The following is a 15,913-nucleotide window of genomic DNA, read 5'->3' on the forward strand; positions in this document are numbered from 1 at the left end:
CCCGCTCGCGCCGGCCGCCGCCCTGGCCGCCCGCCGCCTCGTCGTCCAGCCGCAGCGTCAGTGAGATCCGCTTGCGCGGCACGTCGACGTCCATGACCTTGACCTTCACGATGTCCCCGGGCTTCACGACGTCGCGCGGGTCCTTCACGAAGGTCCTCGACATCGCCGACACGTGGACCAGACCGTCCTGGTGGACGCCGATGTCGACGAAAGCGCCGAACGCGGCGACGTTGGTGACCACGCCCTCCAGGACCATCCCGGACTCCAGGTCGCCGATCTTCTCGACACCCTCCTTGAAGGTGGCGGTCTTGAAGGCCGGACGCGGGTCACGGCCCGGCTTCTCCAGCTCCTTCAGGATGTCGGTCACCGTCGGCAGACCGAAGGTGTCGTCCACGAACGCGTCGGCCCGCAGCGACCGCAGCACGTCGGTGTTGCCGATGAGGGACGCGACCTCGGTGCCCGCCGTCTTCACCATTCGGCGCACCACCGGGTACGCCTCCGGGTGCACGCTCGACCCGTCCAGCGGGTCGTCCCCGCCCCGGATGCGGAGGAAACCCGCGCACTGCTCGTATGCCTTCGGGCCGAGCCGCGCAACGTCCTTGAGCGCCTTGCGGGAGCGGAAGGGGCCGTGCGCGTCCCGGTGCGCGACGATGTTCTCGGCGAGCCCGGAGCTGATCCCCGAAACCCGTGAAAGCAGCGGCGTGGAAGCGGTGTTGACGTCCACGCCGACGCCGTTCACACAGTCCTCGACGACCGCGTCCAGCGAGCGCGAGAGCTTCACCTCGGACAGGTCGTGCTGGTACTGGCCGACGCCGATCGACTTCGGGTCGATCTTCACCAGCTCGGCCAGCGGGTCCTGGAGGCGCCGGGCGATCGACACCGCGCCGCGCAACGACACGTCCATGTCCGGGAGTTCCTGCGAGGCGAAGGCCGACGCCGAGTACACCGAGGCGCCCGCCTCCGACACCATCACCTTCGTGAGCTTCAACTCCGAGTGCTTGTCACACAGTTCGCCCGCCAGCTTGTCCGTCTCGCGGGACGCCGTGCCGTTGCCGATCGCGATCAGGTCCACCGAGTGCGTGCGGCAGAGCCGCTCCAGCTTCGTCAGCGACTCCTCCCACCGGTTCGCCGGGACGTGCGGGTGGATGACGTCGGTCGCCACCACCTTGCCCGTCGCGTCGACGACCGCCACCTTCACGCCGGTACGGAAACCGGGGTCGAGCCCCAGGGTGGCCCGGGTGCCCGCCGGAGCGGCCAGCAGCAGATCGCGGAGGTTGGAGGCGAAGACGCGTACCGCCTCGTCCTCCGCCGCGGTGCGCAGCCGCAGCCGCAGGTCGATGCCGAGGTGCACCAGGATGCGGGTCCGCCAGGCCCAGCGGACCGTGTCGCCGAGCCACTTGTCGCCCGGCCGCCCCCGGTCCGCGATGCCGAAGCGGCGCGCGACCATGTTCTCGTACCCGGACGGGCCGGGCTCCTGGGAGGGCTCCTCCGGCTCCAGCACCAGATCGAGCACGTCCTCCTTCTCGCCCCGGAGCATGGCGAGAATGCGGTGCGAGGGCAGTGCGGTGAAGGGCTCGGTGAAGTCGAAGTAGTCGGCGAACTTCGATCCGTCCTCCTCCTTGCCCGCACGCACCTTCGCCGCGAGCCGGCCGCGCGTCCACATCCGCTCGCGCAGTTCGCCGGTCAGGTCGGCGTCCTCGGAGAAGCGCTCGGCGAGGATCGACCGGGCGCCCTCCAGTGCCGCGGCTCCGTCCGCGACCCCCTTCTCCGCGTCCACGAACCCCGCCGCCGCGGCGAGCGGGTCGACGGACGGGTCGCCGAGCAGCCCGTCGGCCAGAGGTTCCAGACCTGCCTCGCGGGCGATCTGCGCCTTCGTCCGCCGCTTCGGCTTGAACGGGAGATAGATGTCCTCCAGGCGCGACTTGGTGTCCGCCGCCCGGATGCGGGCCTCCAGGGCCTCGTCGAGCTTGCCCTGTTCGGCCACGGAAGCGAGGATCGCGGAGCGGCGGTCCTCCAGCTCCCGCAGATAACGCAGCCGCTCCTCCAGCGTGCGCAGCTGCGCGTCGTCGAGCATCTCCGTCGCTTCCTTGCGGTAGCGCGCGATGAACGGGACGGTCGACCCGCCGTCGAGCAAGGTGACGGCTGCCGCCACCTGTCGCTCACGTACGCCGAGTTCCTCGGCGATCCTGCCTTCGATGGACGTCGTCACGGTGTTCCCGGCTCGCCTTCTCGTAACTACTGTGCTGCTGGCTCTGCTGACGGCCCGCCCACGGTGCGGAGCGGGCTCCGTACCGTGGGCGGGCGTCATTCGGGGTGGTCCCCTTCGCCTGCATTGTGCCGGGTGGCCGGGGGCCGTGTCGCGCGACCTGTGCGAACCGCGGGTCGGGAACCCGTGCCGGTGCCGTCCGGGGCTCAGCCCTTGCCGATCAGGTCCTCGGGGAAGGCGCCTGCCGAGGCGGCCGTGTACAGGAAGCCGCGTCCCAGCTCGGTCAGCCGGGCCACTCCGTCCGCCCCCAGGTGCTCGTACGGCGCCGCGTCCAGCCGGTCCGTGGTCTCCTCCAGCTCCGCCCGCAGGGCGGTGCCCGCCTCCGTCAGGGAGCCCTCGTCGTCCAGCAGCCCCCGTGTCCGCAGCCTCTCGGAGGCCGCGTCCCAGTCCTCGCGGCGCCAGCCCCGGGTGCCGAGGGTCCAGCGGGGGGACATGCCCTTGCCGGTCGCGGTGTGGCTGACCAGCGCTTCGAGCGGGTCGAGACCCGCGGTGAGCAGCGCGGCGAGGTGCCCGTCACCGCGGTGTTCGCGCAGCAGTGTGGCCGCGTGCCAGAACGCGAGGTGCGGCTCGGCGGGCACCGACAGATCGGCGTGGGCGGCGTACAGCGGCCGGGCGTGGCGGCTGCAGGCCTCGGTGGCCCGCAGCGCCAGTCCGGCGGCCTCCGTCATCTCGGGCGAGCCGATGATCTCCTCGCCGAGCAGGCGGCGGAGCGTGGTGTCGGCCGCGCGGAGCCTGGCCGCGAGGGCCGCCTCGGGGGAGGCGACCGACCAGACGGCCGGCAGATGACGGGCCACCAGCTCGTGGTTGAAGTTGTAGAACGTCGAGGTCACCGCACCGGCCCCGACCGCCCCGAGCGCGGCTCCCCGGGCGGCGAAGTACGCGGCCCGGGGATCGTCGATCCCCAGTGCGCCGAATTCGGTGGTGAGGTCGGGGGAGAAGAAGAGCGTGGAGTGCAGCGGGTTGACGGCGTTGTGGCAGCGGCGGCCGGCGCGGGGCGGCAGAGTACTCATGGTCCGCACATTACCGACTGGTCAGTATGGAGGGAACCCCCGTCCCTGCTCCCGCCCGGGGAAGGAACGCCGGCCGGGAGTCAGGTGGCCCAGGTGGACCGTGGAGTCAGGTGGTCCAGGTGAAGCGCGGCGTCCGTCGCTCCAAGAAGGCACTGACGCCCTCCACCGTGTCTTCGCCCGTGCTCGCCTGCGCGGCCCAGTACGCGTCCCGGTCGGTGCGGCCGGCGGCGAACTCCTTCGCCGCCGCCTGGGTCAGCTGGGACCGGGACGCCAGGACGCGGCAGAATTCCGCGACCCGGCCGGCCAGTTCCGGCGGCGGCAGTATCTCGTCCACCAGCCCCGTGCGCAGAGCGCGCTCGGTGCCGATCAGCTCGCCGGAGAAGAGGAGGTACTTCGCGGTCGCCGGGCCCACCAGCCCGACGAGCCGCCGGGTCGAGGAGGACGAGTAGACGATCCCCAGCTTGGCGGGGGTGACGCCGAACCGTGCTCCTTCCTCGGCGAACCGGAAGTCGCAGGCGGCGGCCAGTTGGCTGCCACCTCCCACGCAGAAGCCGCGTACGGCCGCGAGGGTCGGCCGGGGGAACGCGGCCAGCGCCTCCTCGGCGGCCACCGTCAGCTCCGGGGTCAGCTTCCCGGGCTCCTGGAGGGACGAGATGTCCGCCCCCGCGCAGAAGGTGTCGCCCGCGCCCGTGAGCACCAGCACCCGTACCGAGACGTCAGCCGCCAGCCGTTCCAGCAGGGCGGGCAACTCCCGCCACATCGGGGCCGTCATGGCGTTCCGTTTCGCGGGATTGCTGATCACGACGGTCGCCACCCCGTCCGAGACGGAGTGCTCCAGCTGTGGCTCGGTGCGGTCCATGCGCCGGATGCTATCCGTACCGTTCGCTCCTATGATCCGACCAGGGGTGCCCGCGTCCGTACGCACCGCGAGGAGCTGTCGATGGCCGATTCCCTGGGCCGGCGCAGAAAACTCAACCGCGACTTCGGCACGCTGGTCGTGCTCGGCGTCCTGCTCGTCGCCGCCGGCGTCGTCGGTCTCGTCCACACCGGTGTGGCCACGCTCACCACGATGCTGCTTTTCGGCTGGCTCCTGCTCTTCGGTGGCCTGGTCGGTCTGGCGCACGCGGTGCAGTCCCGGGGCAGCCGGTTCTTCTGGCTCGCCGTCGTCGTCGCGGCCCTGAACATCGCGGCCGGGGTGGTCGTGATCCACGACCCGCGCGGCAGCGCCGAGGCACTCACCATGTTCGCCGCCCTGCTCTTCCTCACCGGCGGGCTGTTCCGGCTGGTCGGTTCGGTCGTGGTGCGCGGACCACAGTTCGGCTGGACCCTGCTGCAGGGTGCCTTCGGCCTGCTCCTGGGCCTGCTGGTGCTCTTCGACTGGCCGCACAGCAGCCGGTACGTCCTCGGGCTCTTCTTCTCGCTCTCGCTGCTCTTCGACGGCCTGGGTCTGATCGCGATCGGCGTGGGAGGTCGGCAGGTCGTCGGGCTGGTCACCGAGCAGACGGCGGCGGAAGGGGGCAGCGGCGGAAGCAGGCCGAATAGTGCCCCAAAAGGTGGCCAGAAGTAGTCCACATGTGACGCCGTATTACGAAGCCGGTCAATACGAGTCGATAGGTGCCCACTTCCAGTCAGTGGCCGGACCGGCGCTCCGAGGTTCTCGACACTCGTCAGTCAACGGACGGTGGTCAGAGATGTGTGAACCGAGAGCGGGTGCCGGATGATGGAGAGCCGCGGGAGCGTTCCGGCCCGTCCCGTGCCGTACGAGGGAGTGTGGCGCTTCACCGCCCCCGCCGTCGACGTATCGGTACCGCGGGCGCGGCACGCGGTACGTGACCTGATCGCCAGGCAGGGCGTACCCGTGGAGGACGACATCCTCCAGGGGCTGCTGCTGATCGTCTCGGAGCTCGCGACCAACGCGGTCAAGCACGCGGCCCTCCTCTCGCCCGAGCTGGCGGTGGAGGTGGCGATCGGCGCCGACTGGATCAGGGTCGCGGTCGAGGACAACCACCCCTACCGCCCGACCGCGCTGGAGACCGACCACGCCCAGACGGGCGGCCGGGGGCTGCTGCTCGTTAAGGAGATCACCGCCGAGGCGGGCGGCACCTGCGACGTGGAGCACACCGCGACCGGCGGGAAGATCATCTGGGCGGTGCTCCCGCTGAGAACGCCGCTCTGACCCGTTCCGGCCCTGTCGGCGGGGCTGCGGGCCCCCTCCCGGGAACCGCCCGCCGCCCCGTCCGTTCCGGGCCCGCCGTCACCAGCCGGCCGAGGGGCCCGTCAGCTCACGGATCGCCGGCCGGGCCGCGTCCAGAACCGTCATGAACCACGCGGAGAACGGTCCTGCGGCGTGCCGTTCGGTCAGTTCCGCGGCGGTCACGAAGACCGTCTCGCCGACCTCCTCCGGGTCGGGCGCCGGGGTGTCCTGGGCCAGGCCGACGTACAGGTGGTTGAACTCCTGCTCCACCAGACCGGACGCCGGGTCCGGGTGGTTGTAGCGCACGGTTCCGGCCGCCGCCATCAGGGACGGCGAGATGCCCAGCTCCTCGTACGTGCGCCGGGCGGCGGCGGCGAAGGGGGCCTCACCCGGGTAGGGGTGGCCGCAGCAGGTGTTGGACCACACACCGGGGGAGTGGTACTTGCCGAGCGCGCGGCGCTGGAGCAGCAGACGACCCTGCTCGTCGAAGAGGAAGACCGAGAAGGCGCGGTGCAGCCGGCCGGGCGCCTGATGGGCGGCGAGCTTCTCCGCGGTGCCGATGGTGGTGCCGCTCTCGTCGACCAGTTCGAGCATGATCGCTTCTGCGGAGCCGTTCGACGAGCTGTGCGTCGCGGTGGCTGGTGTGGTCGGCATACCCATCCTTCGCTTTGGTTCCCGGCCTCGTGCGCCGGACCCCTGGAGTCCGGTCAAGTCTGCCCCACAAATGCCGCTTGTCCGTACTTCGGGTCCGGGCATGTCAGCCTCCGCGCGAGCCGGGCGGACGCGCCGGGGCTCCCCGTCGTCACCTGCAGAGCCGCGCCTCGTGGGCGGCGTGTCCGCTCGGTTCCAGCTGGAAGGTGCAGTGCTCCACGTCGAAGTGGCCGCCGACGCAGCCTTGAAGATCGTGGAGGAGCTTCTCGTGTCCGATGGAGTCCAGCATCTCCTGGTGGACGACGACGTGGGCCGAGAGCACCGGCATGCCGGAGGTGATCGTCCAGGCGTGCAGGTCGTGGACGTCCAGCACTCCCGGCAGTGCGGTGATGTGGGCGCGCACCTCGGCCATGTCCACCCCCTTGGGTGCGGATTCCAGCAGCACGTTGACGGTCTCGCGCAGCAGTTTCACCGTACGGGGGACGATCATCAGTCCGATCACCAGAGAGGCGATCGGGTCGGCGGCCTGCCAGCCGGTGGCCAGGATGACGCCCGCCGCGACGAGGACGGTGACCGAGCCGAGGGTGTCCGCGAGCACCTCCAGATAGGCGCCCCGGACGTTCAGACTGTCCTTCTGCCCGCCCATCAGCAGGGTGAGCGAGACCAGGTTGGCGATCAGGCCCACGGAGGCGAAGGCGATGGCCAGCCCGCCGCGGGTGTCGGCCGGCGTGATGAAGCGGTCGACCGCCTCGAAGACCAGGAAGGCGCCGACGCCGAGCAGCAGCAGACAGTTGGCCAGCGCCGCCAGGATCTCGGCACGGGCGAACCCGAAGGTCCGGTTCGGCCCGGCCGGCCGATTGGCGAAGTGGATGGCGAACAGGGCCATGCCCAGCCCCAGCCCGTCCGTCGCCATGTGGGCGGCGTCCGCGATCAGTGCGAGCGAATCGGCGAGCACGCCGCCGACGATCTCCATGACCATCACGCCGAGGGTGATGCCCAGCGCGATCCTGAGTCGCCCCAGGTACGCCGCCGACGCCGTCGCGGGTGTGCCGTGCGTGTGACCGTGGTCGTGGCCGGCCCCCATGCGCATGCCTCCAGACGGTGGTAAGGCTCGGGCCGTCGCCGCCCGACGAAGCCCAGTGAACTACGGGCGGGGGGTATCGGGCAACACGGTGTTGAACACCGTTGTCGTCTGCTCTGACCTGCACAAATGTGCGAGGGGTGGTTATCGGTCGGCTGCCTCGGGGTGGTGCAGCAGCCAGCCCTCCCATGCGGACTCCACCATCTCCCGCGCCCCCCGGCGCGCCGACCAGCCGAGTTCCTCCGCGATCCGTGCCGCCGAGGCCACCGACTTCGCGGCGTCACCCGCACGCGGGGCCTCCACGACCGGTTCCGTCCGGTTCCCGGTCACCTCGGCCACCAGGGAGGCGAGCTCGCGCACCGAGACGCCCTCGCCGCGCCCGACGTTCACCGTCAGGTCGCCCGGAGCGTCCCGGTCCGCCAGATGGCGCGCGACCGCCAGGTGCGCGTCGGCGAGGTCGGCGACATGGATGTAGTCCCGGACGCAGGTGCCGTCCGGGGTGGGGTAGTCGGCGCCGAAGACGCGGGGCGCCTCGCCGCGTGTCAGACGGTCGAAGAACATCGGGATCACGTTGAAGGCGCCGGTGTCCGCGAGGGCCGGCTCGGCGGCGCCCGCCACGTTGAAGTAGCGCAGGCAGGCCGTGGACATCCCGTGGGCACGGCCCGTGGCGCGTACCAGCCACTCGCCCGCGAGCTTCGTCTCGCCGTACGGGCTGATCGGCGCGCAGCAGGTGTCCTCGGTGATCACCTCGGCCTCGGGCACGCCGTAGACGGCGGCGGAGGAGGAGAAGACGAAGGAGCGGACGCTCGCCGCGGCGGAGGCCTCCAGCAGGATGCCGAGCCCGGCGACGTTCTCCCGGTAGTACATCAGCGGCCGCTCGACCGACTCGTCCACCCGCTTCTTCCCCGCGAGGTGCACCACGCCCGTGACCGCGTGACCGGCCAGCAGCCGGTCCACCAGCGCGCGGTCCGAGGAGGACCCCTGGACCAGCTCGATGTCCGCGGGGAGCCGCTCGGCCACGCCCGTGGACAGGTCGTCGAGCACGACTGCCTTCTCGCCGGAGGCGACCATGGCCTTCGCCACGTGTGCCCCGATGTATCCCGCACCGCCAGTGATCAGCCACGTCATGCCGATCAGCCTAAACGGTGTCCCGCCGTCCGCCGGGCGGTGTCCCTCACCGGCCGGCGGACGGCCGGCGACGGGGCTCCGCCTCCCGGCCGGTGACGGATCTCCGTACCGAGTTTGTCGCGCGGGGGCCTGATCGAGGAGGATGATCACTAAGCGGCGAACAGGGTGCAGGACTGACCCGAACAGAGCATAAATGGGCAGTGAACTCAACCTTCTGTTCATCCGATAGCCTCTGCCGATGTGCCGCAGGCCCGCCGGCTCGTTCCCGGGCCGCACCGCGTGCCCGTCCATGCCCGGATCAAGGAGTGAGTTCGTCTGTCGACCGCCATCCTCACCGGTGTCCCGGTAGCCGGTTCGTCGATCGGGGACGACCTGCGCGCCCTCGGTTTCGACGTCCGGCAGGCCGCCGACGCCGGTGAAGCCGCCGCACTCCTCAAGGACGTTCCCGCGGGCGACCGCGTCGCCCTCGTGGACCCCCGTTTCGTCGGCCACGTCCACGCCCTGCGCCTCGGGCTGACCGACCCCCGGTTCGCCGCCGCCGGTGTCCCCGGCGCACTGACGGTGCAGCCCGACGCGCGCGCGGCACTGCTGCGCGCCATGGACCGCACCATCGCGGCGGTCGGCGCCGGACGGCCGGTGGCCGACGGCGGAGGACCGGACCGTGACGAGGACCGCACGGTCCCCGGCCGCATCGCGCTCGCCCTGGAGGCCGGGGGGACGGCCGTGCAGCGCCCCGAACTCGGTTCGCTCACCGCCACCGTCCCCACCACCCCCGAGGAGCTGGCCACCGCCCGCGCGGCCGTCGAGGCCGTGGACGACGAGGCGGTACGGCTGCGCAGCGCGGTGAAGGCCCACGACGGCTTCTTCACCACCCACTTCATCAGCCCGTACTCCCGCTACATCGCCCGCTGGTGCGCGCGACGCGGCCTCACCCCGAACCAGGTCACCACCGCCTCGCTGATCACCGCGCTCGTCGCGGCCGGCTGCGCGGCGACCGGTACCCGGCCCGGATTCGTGGCCGCCGGGCTGCTGCTCCTTTTCTCCTTCGTCCTGGACTGCACCGACGGGCAGCTCGCCCGCTACTCCCTGCAGTACTCGACGATGGGCGCGTGGCTCGACGCGACCTTCGACCGCGCCAAGGAGTACGCCTACTACGCGGGCCTCGCCATCGGCGCCTCGCACATGGCGGGCGGCGACAGTGACGACGTGTGGGCCCTCGCGCTCGGCGCCATGGTGCTCCAGGCCTGCCGGCACGTCGTCGACTTCTCCTTCAACGAGGCCAACCACGACGCGGTCTCCAACACCAGCCCCACCGCCGCCCTCTCCGACCGGCTCGACAGCGTCGGCTGGACGGTCTGGCTGCGCCGGATGATCGTGCTCCCCATCGGTGAGCGCTGGGCCATGATCGCCGTGCTGACCGCGGTCACCACGCCCCGGATCGTCTTCTACGCGCTGCTCGTCGGCTGTTCGCTGGCCGCCTGCTACACCACGGCCGGCCGACTGCTGCGCTCGCTGACCCGCAAGGCACGGCGCACCGACCGCGCCGCGCGCGCCCTGGCCGACCTCGCCGACTCGGGCCCCCTCGCCCAGGCCGTGGCGGCCCTCGTCCGCCGCCCGGGCGGCGGCTTCACCGCGCCGCTGCTGGCCCTGGTGGGCAGCGGTGTGATGATCGCGACGGCCCTCCTCGCCCCCTTCGGGAGCTGGTGGCCGGTGGCTGCCGCCGGGGTGTACACCCTCCTGGCGGGACTCGCCGTGTCCCGCCCCCTCAAGGGCGCGCTCGACTGGCTCGTCCCGCCCTTCTTCCGGGCGGCCGAGTACTGCACGGTGCTGGCGCTGGCGGCCCGCAGTGACGTGCCGCACGCCGTTCCCGCGGCATTCGGCCTGGTAGCGGCCGTCGCCTACCATCATTACGACACGGTGTACCGGATCCGGGGCGGCACGGGAGCCCCGCCGCAATGGCTGGTCCGCACCGTCCTCGGGCACGAGGGCCGCACCCTCGTGGTGGCCCTGTTCGCCGCCGCACTCGGCACCCGTACCAGCTTCACCACGGCTCTCACCGCGCTCGCCGCGGCCGTGGCTCTGGTGGTGACCGTGGAATCCATCCGGTTCTGGGTGTCCTCCTCGGCCCCCGCCGTACACGACGAAGGAGAACTCGCATGATCGGCCTCGTACTGGCAGCCGGTGCAGGACGACGTCTGCGCCCCTACACGGACACCCTCCCCAAGGCACTCGTGCCGGTGGACGGCGAGAAGACCGTGCTCGACCTGACCCTGGCCAACTTCGCCGCGGTCGGTCTGACCGAGGTCGCCATCGTCGTCGGCTACCGCAAGGAAGCCGTGTACGCCCGCAAGGCCGAGCTGGAGGCCACGTACGGCCTCTCGATCACCCTGGTCGACAACGACAAGGCCGAGGAGTGGAACAACGCCTACTCCCTGTGGTGCGCCCGTGAGGTACTCAAGCGCGGCGTGATCCTCGCCAACGGCGACACCGTGCACCCCGTCTCCGTCGAGGAGACCCTGCTCGCGGCCCGCGGCGAAGGCCGCCGGATCATCCTCGCCCTCGACACGGTGAAGAGCCTCGCCGACGAGGAGATGAAGGTCATCACCGACGAGAAGGGCGTCCGCCGGATCACCAAGCTGATGGACCCGGCGACGGCCACCGGCGAGTACATCGGCGTGACCCTGATCGAGCCCGAGGCCGCGGAGGAGCTCGCCGACGCCCTGAAGGCGACGTTCGAGCGCGACCCCGACCTCTACTACGAGGACGGCTACCAGGAGCTGGTCAACCGCGGCTTCACCGTCGACGTCGCCCCCATCGGCGAGGTGACCTGGGTGGAGATCGACAACCACGCAGACCTCGCGAAGGGCCGTGAGATCGCGTGCCAGTACTGACCCGGCTCATCCCCTCCCCGCTGGTCGTCGACATCCGCCGAGGCGCGATGGACGACCTGGCGGAGGTCCTGCACGACCAGCGGATCTCGACCTCCGGCAAGCTGGCCATCGCGATCAGCGAGGGTTCCGGCCGCGCCCTGAAGGACCGGCTCGCGCCGTTCCTGCCCGGAGCGGACTGGTACCCCGTGAGCGACGGCACGATCGACTCCGCGGTACGGCTCGCCAACGGCATCAAGGGCAACCGGTACGACGCCGTGGTCGGTCTCGGCGGCGGCAAGATCATCGACGTGGCGAAGTACGCCGCCGCGCGCGTCGGGCTGCCCCTGGTCGCCGTGGCCACCAACCTCTCGCACGACGGCCTCTGCTCGCCGGTCGCCACCCTCGACAACGACAACGGCCGCGGCTCCTACGGGGTGCCCACGCCGATCGCCGTCGTGATCGACCTCGACGTGGTCCGCGGGGCGCCGGCCCGGTACATCCGTTCCGGGATCGGGGACGCGGTCTCCAACATCTCCTGCGTCGCCGACTGGGAACTCGCCCAGCGGATCAACGGCGAAGAGGTCGACGGGCTCGCCGCCGCCATGGCCCGCCAGGCGGGCGAGGCGGTCCTGCGCCACCCCGGTGGCATCGCCGACGACGAGTTCCTCAAGGTGCTGGCCGAGGGCCTGGTCCTCACCGGCATCTCGATGGCGGTCGCGGGCGACTCGCGCCCCGCCTCCGGAGCGTGCCACGAGATCAACCACGCCTTCGACCTGCTGCACCCCGCGCGCGCCGCCAGCCACGGCGAGCAGGTCGGCCTCGGCGCCTGCTTCGCCATGCACCTGCGCGGCGCCGCCGAACAGTCGCAGCAGATGGCAGTCGTCTTCCGCCGCCACGGCCTGCCCGTGCTGCCGGAGGAGATCGGCTTCACCGCCGACGAGTTCGTCGAGGTGGTCGACTTCGCCCCTCGGACGCGCCCGGGACGTTTCACGATCCTGGAGCACCTCAACCTGTCCACCGACCAGATCAGGGACGCGTACGCCGACTATGCAAAAGCCATCCGTAGCTGAACTCCGTCCGGTCGTGCACCCCCCGGGCGTGAAGGACCGGCGCAGTGGTGAGCACTGGGGAGGGCGGCTCTACATGCGCGAGATCTCCTTGCGCATCGACCGGCACCTGGTGAACACCCGGATCACCCCCAACCAGCTGACCTACGTCATGACCGTCGCGGGCGTACTCGCCGCGCCGGCCCTGCTCGTCCCCGGCATACCGGGAGCGGTGCTGGGCGTCGTCATGGTCCAGCTCTACCTGCTGCTCGACTGCGTCGACGGCGAGGTGGCGCGCTGGAAGAAGCAGTTCTCGCTGGGCGGGGTCTACCTCGACCGGGTCGGCGCCTACCTCTGCGACGCCGCCGTACTCGTCGGGCTCGGGCTCCGCGCCGCCGACATGTTCGGCACCGGACGGATCGACTGGCTCTGGGCCTTCCTCGGCACCCTCGCCGCCCTCGGCGCCATCCTGATCAAGGCGGAGACCGACCTCGTCGGAGTGGCGCGTCACCAGGGCGGGCTGCCGCCCGTCAAGGAAGCCGCGTCCGAGCCCCGCTCGTCGGGCATGGCGTTCGCCCGCCGCGCCGCCGGTGCGCTCAAGTTCCACCGCCTGATCCTCGGCGTCGAGGCGTCCCTGGTCGTCCTGGCCGCCGCCATCGCCGACATGATCAGGGACGATCTCTTCTTCACCCGCCTCGCGGTCGCGGTCCTCGCGGGCATCGCCCTGCTCCAGACCGTCCTGCACCTGGTGTCGATCCTGGCGTCCAGCCGTCTGAAGTGAGCACCCCATGAAACTCGGCGCGGTCATCATCACCATGGGCAACCGTCCCGTGGAGCTGCGCGCCCTCCTCGACTCGGTCGCCGCCCAGGACGGCGACCGGATCGAGGTCGTGGTCGTCGGCAACGGCGCCCCGGTACCGGAGGTCCCCGAAGGCGTACGGACCGTGGAGCTGCCCGAGAACCTCGGCATCCCCGGCGGCCGCAACGTCGGCATCGAGGCGTTCGGCCCCGGCGGCACCGAGGTCGACGTGCTGCTCTTCCTCGACGACGACGGCCGCCTGCCGAGGACCGACACCGCCGAGCTCTGCCGCCGGGCCTTCGCCGAGGACCCGGAGCTCGGCATCGTCAGCTTCCGCATCGCCGACCCCGAGACCGGGGTCACCCAGCGGCGGCACGTGCCCCGGCTGCGCGCCTCGGACCCGATGCACTCCTCCCGGGTGACGACCTTCCTCGGCGGCGCCAACGCGGTGCGCACCGCCGTGCTCGCCGAGGTCGGCGGGCTGCCCGACGCGTTCTTCTACGCCCACGAGGAGACCGACCTCGCCTGGCGGGCGCTCGACGCGGGGTGGCAGATCGACTACCGCGCCGACATGGTGCTCAGTCATCCGGCCACCGCCCCCTCCCGGCACGCCGTCTACCACCGGATGGTCGCCCGTAACCGGGTCTGGCTCGCCCGGCGCAACCTCCCCGCCCCGCTGGTCCCGGTCTACCTGGGCACCTGGGTGCTGCTCACTCTGGTGCGCCGTCCCTCGGTGCCCGCCCTCAAGGCTTGGTTCGGCGGTTTTCGCGAAGGATGGGCGACACCCTGCGGCCCCCGGCGCCCCATGAGGTGGCGCACGGTGTGGCGGCTGACCATGCTGGGCCGTCCCCCGGTGATCTGACCGGCTCTGAGACCATGGGACCGGTACGCATTCCTTTCCGGGTCCTGTCCGCCTGCGCCGCGCTCCTTCACCGGCCGCGTGGATCGAAGACGAGAGTTTCCATCTGTGAGTGACACAACGCATGACGGGCGGGTCGCCATGAGCGTCCCGCCGTCGGCCGACGAGGGGCTGAGCCCGGCGCAGCTGGCCGAGAAGTACGGTCTCACCGTGAGTGGCGCCCGGCCCGGGCTGGTCGCCTACGTCCGCCAGCTCTGGGGCCGCCGCCACTTCATCATGGCGTTCTCCCGGGCGAAGCTGACCGCTCAGTACAGCCAGGCCAAGCTCGGCCAGGTGTGGCAGGTGGCCACCCCGCTGCTGAACGCGCTGGTCTACTACCTGATCTTCGGCTTGATCCTCGGCACGCAGAAGGGGATGGGCCAGGACGTTTTCATTCCGTTCCTGGTGACCGGCATCTTCGTTTTCACGTTCACCCAGAGCTCGGTCATGGCGGGTGTCCGCTCGATCTCCGGCAACCTCGGCCTGGTGCGGGCCCTGCACTTCCCCCGGGCCTCGCTGCCGATCTCGTTCTCCCTCCAGCAGCTCCAGCAGCTGCTGTACTCGATGATCGTGCTGGTGGCGATCGCCGTGGCGTTCGGCAACTACCCCAGCCTCTCGTGGCTGCTGGTGATCCCCGCCCTGGCGCTGCAGTTCTGCTTCAACACCGGGCTCGCGATGGTCATGGCCCGCCTCGGGAGCAAAACACCCGACCTGGCCCAGCTGATGCCCTTCGTGATGCGGACCTGGATGTACGCGTCCGGCGTCATGTTCTCCATCAGGCTGATGCTCCAGGACAAGCCGCAGTGGATCGCCAACGTGCTCCAGTACAACCCCGCGGCCATCTACATGGACCTGGTCCGCTTCGCCCTCATCGACGGCTACGGCGCGGAGAACCTCCCGGCCCACGTCTGGGCCGTCGCCATCGTCTGGGCGCTCGTGGTGGGGGCCCTGGGCTTCGTGTACTTCTGGAAGGCAGAGGAGCGGTACGGCCGTGGCTGACGACAACACTCAGGGGCGGGTCCCCACCGTCATCGCCGACGGCGTCCACATCGTGTACCGCGTCAGCGGCGGAGGCGGCGGCAGGGGCAGCGCGACCGCAGCCCTCAGCCGCATGGTCCGCCGGGGCAAGGGCGAACCCCGCGGCATCCGCAAGGTCCACGCCGTGCGCGGTGTCACCTTCACCGCCTACCGGGGTGAGGCCATCGGTCTCATCGGTACCAACGGCTCCGGCAAGTCGACGCTGCTGCGCGCCATCGCCGGCCTGCTCCCGACCGAGAAGGGCCGGGTCTACACGGACGGCCAGCCCTCGCTGCTCGGCGTGAACGCCGCCCTGATGAACGACCTCACCGGCGAGCGCAACGTCGTGCTCGGCGGACTCGCCATGGGGATGACCCGCGAGGAGATCCGCTCCCGCTACGAAGGCATCGTGGACTTCTCCGGGATCAACGAGAAGGGCGACTTCATCACCCTGCCCATGCGGACCTACTCCTCCGGCATGGCGGCCCGCCTGCGGTTCTCCATCGCGGCGGCCAAGAACCACGATGTCCTCATGATCGACGAGGCGCTGGCTACCGGTGACCGCAAGTTCCGGGTCCGTTCCGAGGAGCGCATTCGCGAGCTGCGCAAGGAGGCCGGCACGGTCTTCCTGGTCAGCCACAACAACGGGACGATCCGCGACACCTGCGACCGGGTCCTGTGGCTGGAAAAGGGCGAGCTCCTCATGGACGGCCCGACGGAGGAAGTCCTCCAGGCCTACGAGCGGGAGACCGGCAAGTAGTCCGGCGGGCGGGCACGGGCCGGACGCCGTGCGCGGTACCGGGCGAAACGCTTCGCCCGGGTGTCCGGCCCGTCCGCCTGAGGTGGTAGCCAAAGATCGCTTCTCCACCTGTCGGACGATGCCAAGTGTCCGGGCGCCGTGGAAGGTTGGGTGTCCGGGAGGCGGGTGCGACGGTGCGCAACACCCGGTCGAT

The 15,913-nt window shown here is 71.0% G+C and carries 15 protein-coding genes; 9 read left to right on the forward strand and 6 right to left on the reverse strand.

Translation table 11 applies throughout. The features are described from left to right. The 3 genes from ACWD3D_RS20440 to ACWD3D_RS20450 form a co-directional block, all read right to left on the reverse strand. On the reverse strand, positions 1 to 2,209 hold a 2,209-nt coding region (locus ACWD3D_RS20440), incomplete at its 3' end, for a Tex family protein (RefSeq protein ID WP_451462254.1). A 203-nt stretch (positions 2,210 to 2,412) separates the two neighbouring features. Further along, positions 2,413 to 3,276, reverse strand: a complete 864-nt coding sequence (locus ACWD3D_RS20445; protein WP_451462255.1) for an SCO6745 family protein — start codon at positions 3,274 to 3,276, stop codon at positions 2,413 to 2,415. 106 nt (positions 3,277 to 3,382) lie between these two features. Further along, the gene (locus ACWD3D_RS20450) at positions 3,383 to 4,135 is read right to left on the reverse strand and encodes an enoyl-CoA hydratase/isomerase family protein (RefSeq protein WP_451462256.1); all 753 of its coding nucleotides are present in this window, start codon (positions 4,133 to 4,135) and stop codon (positions 3,383 to 3,385) included. 81 nt (positions 4,136 to 4,216) lie between these two features. Between ACWD3D_RS20450 and ACWD3D_RS20455 the strand changes: the two genes are divergently transcribed. After that, on the forward strand, positions 4,217 to 4,843 hold the full coding sequence (locus tag ACWD3D_RS20455) for a DUF308 domain-containing protein (protein ID WP_451462257.1): 627 nt from the start codon (positions 4,217 to 4,219) through the stop codon (positions 4,841 to 4,843). Between the two features lie 153 nt (positions 4,844 to 4,996). Next, positions 4,997 to 5,452: an ATP-binding protein gene (locus ACWD3D_RS20460; protein WP_451462265.1), complete on the forward strand. Its 456-nt coding sequence runs from the start codon at positions 4,997 to 4,999 to the stop codon at positions 5,450 to 5,452. Between the two features lie 78 nt (positions 5,453 to 5,530). On the opposite strand, the gene idi is transcribed toward ACWD3D_RS20460, so the two are convergent. From idi to galE, 3 genes are all read right to left on the reverse strand, one after another. Continuing rightward, positions 5,531 to 6,124 (reverse strand): isopentenyl-diphosphate Delta-isomerase, encoded by a 594-nt coding sequence (idi, locus tag ACWD3D_RS20465; RefSeq protein ID WP_451462258.1) that lies wholly within the window; start codon positions 6,122 to 6,124, stop codon positions 5,531 to 5,533. 148 nt (positions 6,125 to 6,272) lie between these two features. Next, positions 6,273 to 7,205, reverse strand: a complete 933-nt coding sequence (locus tag ACWD3D_RS20470; RefSeq protein WP_451462266.1) for a cation diffusion facilitator family transporter — start codon at positions 7,203 to 7,205, stop codon at positions 6,273 to 6,275. A 141-nt stretch (positions 7,206 to 7,346) separates the two neighbouring features. Continuing rightward, positions 7,347 to 8,330 (reverse strand): UDP-glucose 4-epimerase GalE, encoded by a 984-nt coding sequence (galE, locus tag ACWD3D_RS20475; RefSeq protein ID WP_451462259.1) that lies wholly within the window; start codon positions 8,328 to 8,330, stop codon positions 7,347 to 7,349. A 360-nt stretch (positions 8,331 to 8,690) separates the two neighbouring features. On the opposite strand from galE, the gene ACWD3D_RS20480 reads away from it, so the two are divergent. The 7 genes from ACWD3D_RS20480 (at position 8,691) to ACWD3D_RS20510 (ending at position 15,720) form a co-directional block, all read left to right on the forward strand. Continuing rightward, positions 8,691 to 10,490: a DUF5941 domain-containing protein gene (locus tag ACWD3D_RS20480; protein WP_451462267.1), complete on the forward strand. Its 1,800-nt coding sequence runs from the start codon at positions 8,691 to 8,693 to the stop codon at positions 10,488 to 10,490. Next, on the forward strand, positions 10,487 to 11,221 hold the full coding sequence (locus ACWD3D_RS20485) for a phosphocholine cytidylyltransferase family protein (RefSeq protein WP_451462260.1): 735 nt from the start codon (positions 10,487 to 10,489) through the stop codon (positions 11,219 to 11,221). Before ACWD3D_RS20480 ends, ACWD3D_RS20485 begins: the two co-directional genes overlap by 4 nt. Next, positions 11,209 to 12,270 carry an iron-containing alcohol dehydrogenase family protein gene (locus tag ACWD3D_RS20490; protein ID WP_451462261.1) on the forward strand — a complete coding sequence of 354 codons (1,062 nt, stop codon included), beginning with the start codon at positions 11,209 to 11,211 and terminating at the stop codon, positions 12,268 to 12,270. Before ACWD3D_RS20485 ends, ACWD3D_RS20490 begins: the two co-directional genes overlap by 13 nt. Next, positions 12,248 to 13,027 (forward strand): CDP-alcohol phosphatidyltransferase family protein, encoded by a 780-nt coding sequence (locus ACWD3D_RS20495; protein WP_327179180.1) that lies wholly within the window; start codon positions 12,248 to 12,250, stop codon positions 13,025 to 13,027. The genes ACWD3D_RS20490 and ACWD3D_RS20495 overlap by 23 nt, the downstream gene beginning before the upstream one ends. 7 nt (positions 13,028 to 13,034) lie before the next feature. Then, on the forward strand, positions 13,035 to 13,907 hold the full coding sequence (locus ACWD3D_RS20500; protein ID WP_451462262.1) for a glycosyltransferase family 2 protein: 873 nt from the start codon (positions 13,035 to 13,037) through the stop codon (positions 13,905 to 13,907). Positions 13,908 to 14,012: 105 nt separating this feature from the next. Then, positions 14,013 to 14,942, forward strand: a complete 930-nt coding sequence (locus ACWD3D_RS20505) for an ABC transporter permease (protein ID WP_451462263.1) — start codon at positions 14,013 to 14,015, stop codon at positions 14,940 to 14,942. Further along, a complete protein-coding gene (locus ACWD3D_RS20510; protein WP_451462264.1) occupies positions 14,935 to 15,720 on the forward strand; it encodes an ABC transporter ATP-binding protein in 786 nt (261 codons plus the stop codon). The genes ACWD3D_RS20505 and ACWD3D_RS20510 overlap by 8 nt, the downstream gene beginning before the upstream one ends. Positions 15,721 to 15,913: the final 193 nt, after the last annotated feature.

This window comes from Streptomyces sp. NPDC002690, assembly GCF_053592415.1.

Bases quoted from the DNA above. Each gene is read 5' to 3' on its own strand.
- ACWD3D_RS20445 (WP_451462255.1), bottom strand. From the start codon at position 3,276: ATGAGTACTCTGCCGCCCCGCGCCGGCCGCCGCTGCCACAACGCCGTC.
- ACWD3D_RS20450 (WP_451462256.1), bottom strand. From the start codon at position 4,135: ATGGACCGCACCGAGCCACAGCTGGAGCACTCCGTCTCGGACGGGGTG.
- ACWD3D_RS20455 (WP_451462257.1), top strand. From the start codon at position 4,217: ATGGCCGATTCCCTGGGCCGGCGCAGAAAACTCAACCGCGACTTCGGC.
- ACWD3D_RS20460 (WP_451462265.1), top strand. From the start codon at position 4,997: ATGGAGAGCCGCGGGAGCGTTCCGGCCCGTCCCGTGCCGTACGAGGGA.
- idi (WP_451462258.1), bottom strand. From the start codon at position 6,124: ATGCCGACCACACCAGCCACCGCGACGCACAGCTCGTCGAACGGCTCC.
- ACWD3D_RS20470 (WP_451462266.1), bottom strand. From the start codon at position 7,205: ATGGGGGCCGGCCACGACCACGGTCACACGCACGGCACACCCGCGACG.
- galE (WP_451462259.1), bottom strand. From the start codon at position 8,330: ATGACGTGGCTGATCACTGGCGGTGCGGGATACATCGGGGCACACGTG.
- ACWD3D_RS20485 (WP_451462260.1), top strand. From the start codon at position 10,487: ATGATCGGCCTCGTACTGGCAGCCGGTGCAGGACGACGTCTGCGCCCC.
- ACWD3D_RS20495 (WP_327179180.1), top strand. From the start codon at position 12,248: ATGCAAAAGCCATCCGTAGCTGAACTCCGTCCGGTCGTGCACCCCCCG.
- ACWD3D_RS20500 (WP_451462262.1), top strand. From the start codon at position 13,035: ATGAAACTCGGCGCGGTCATCATCACCATGGGCAACCGTCCCGTGGAG.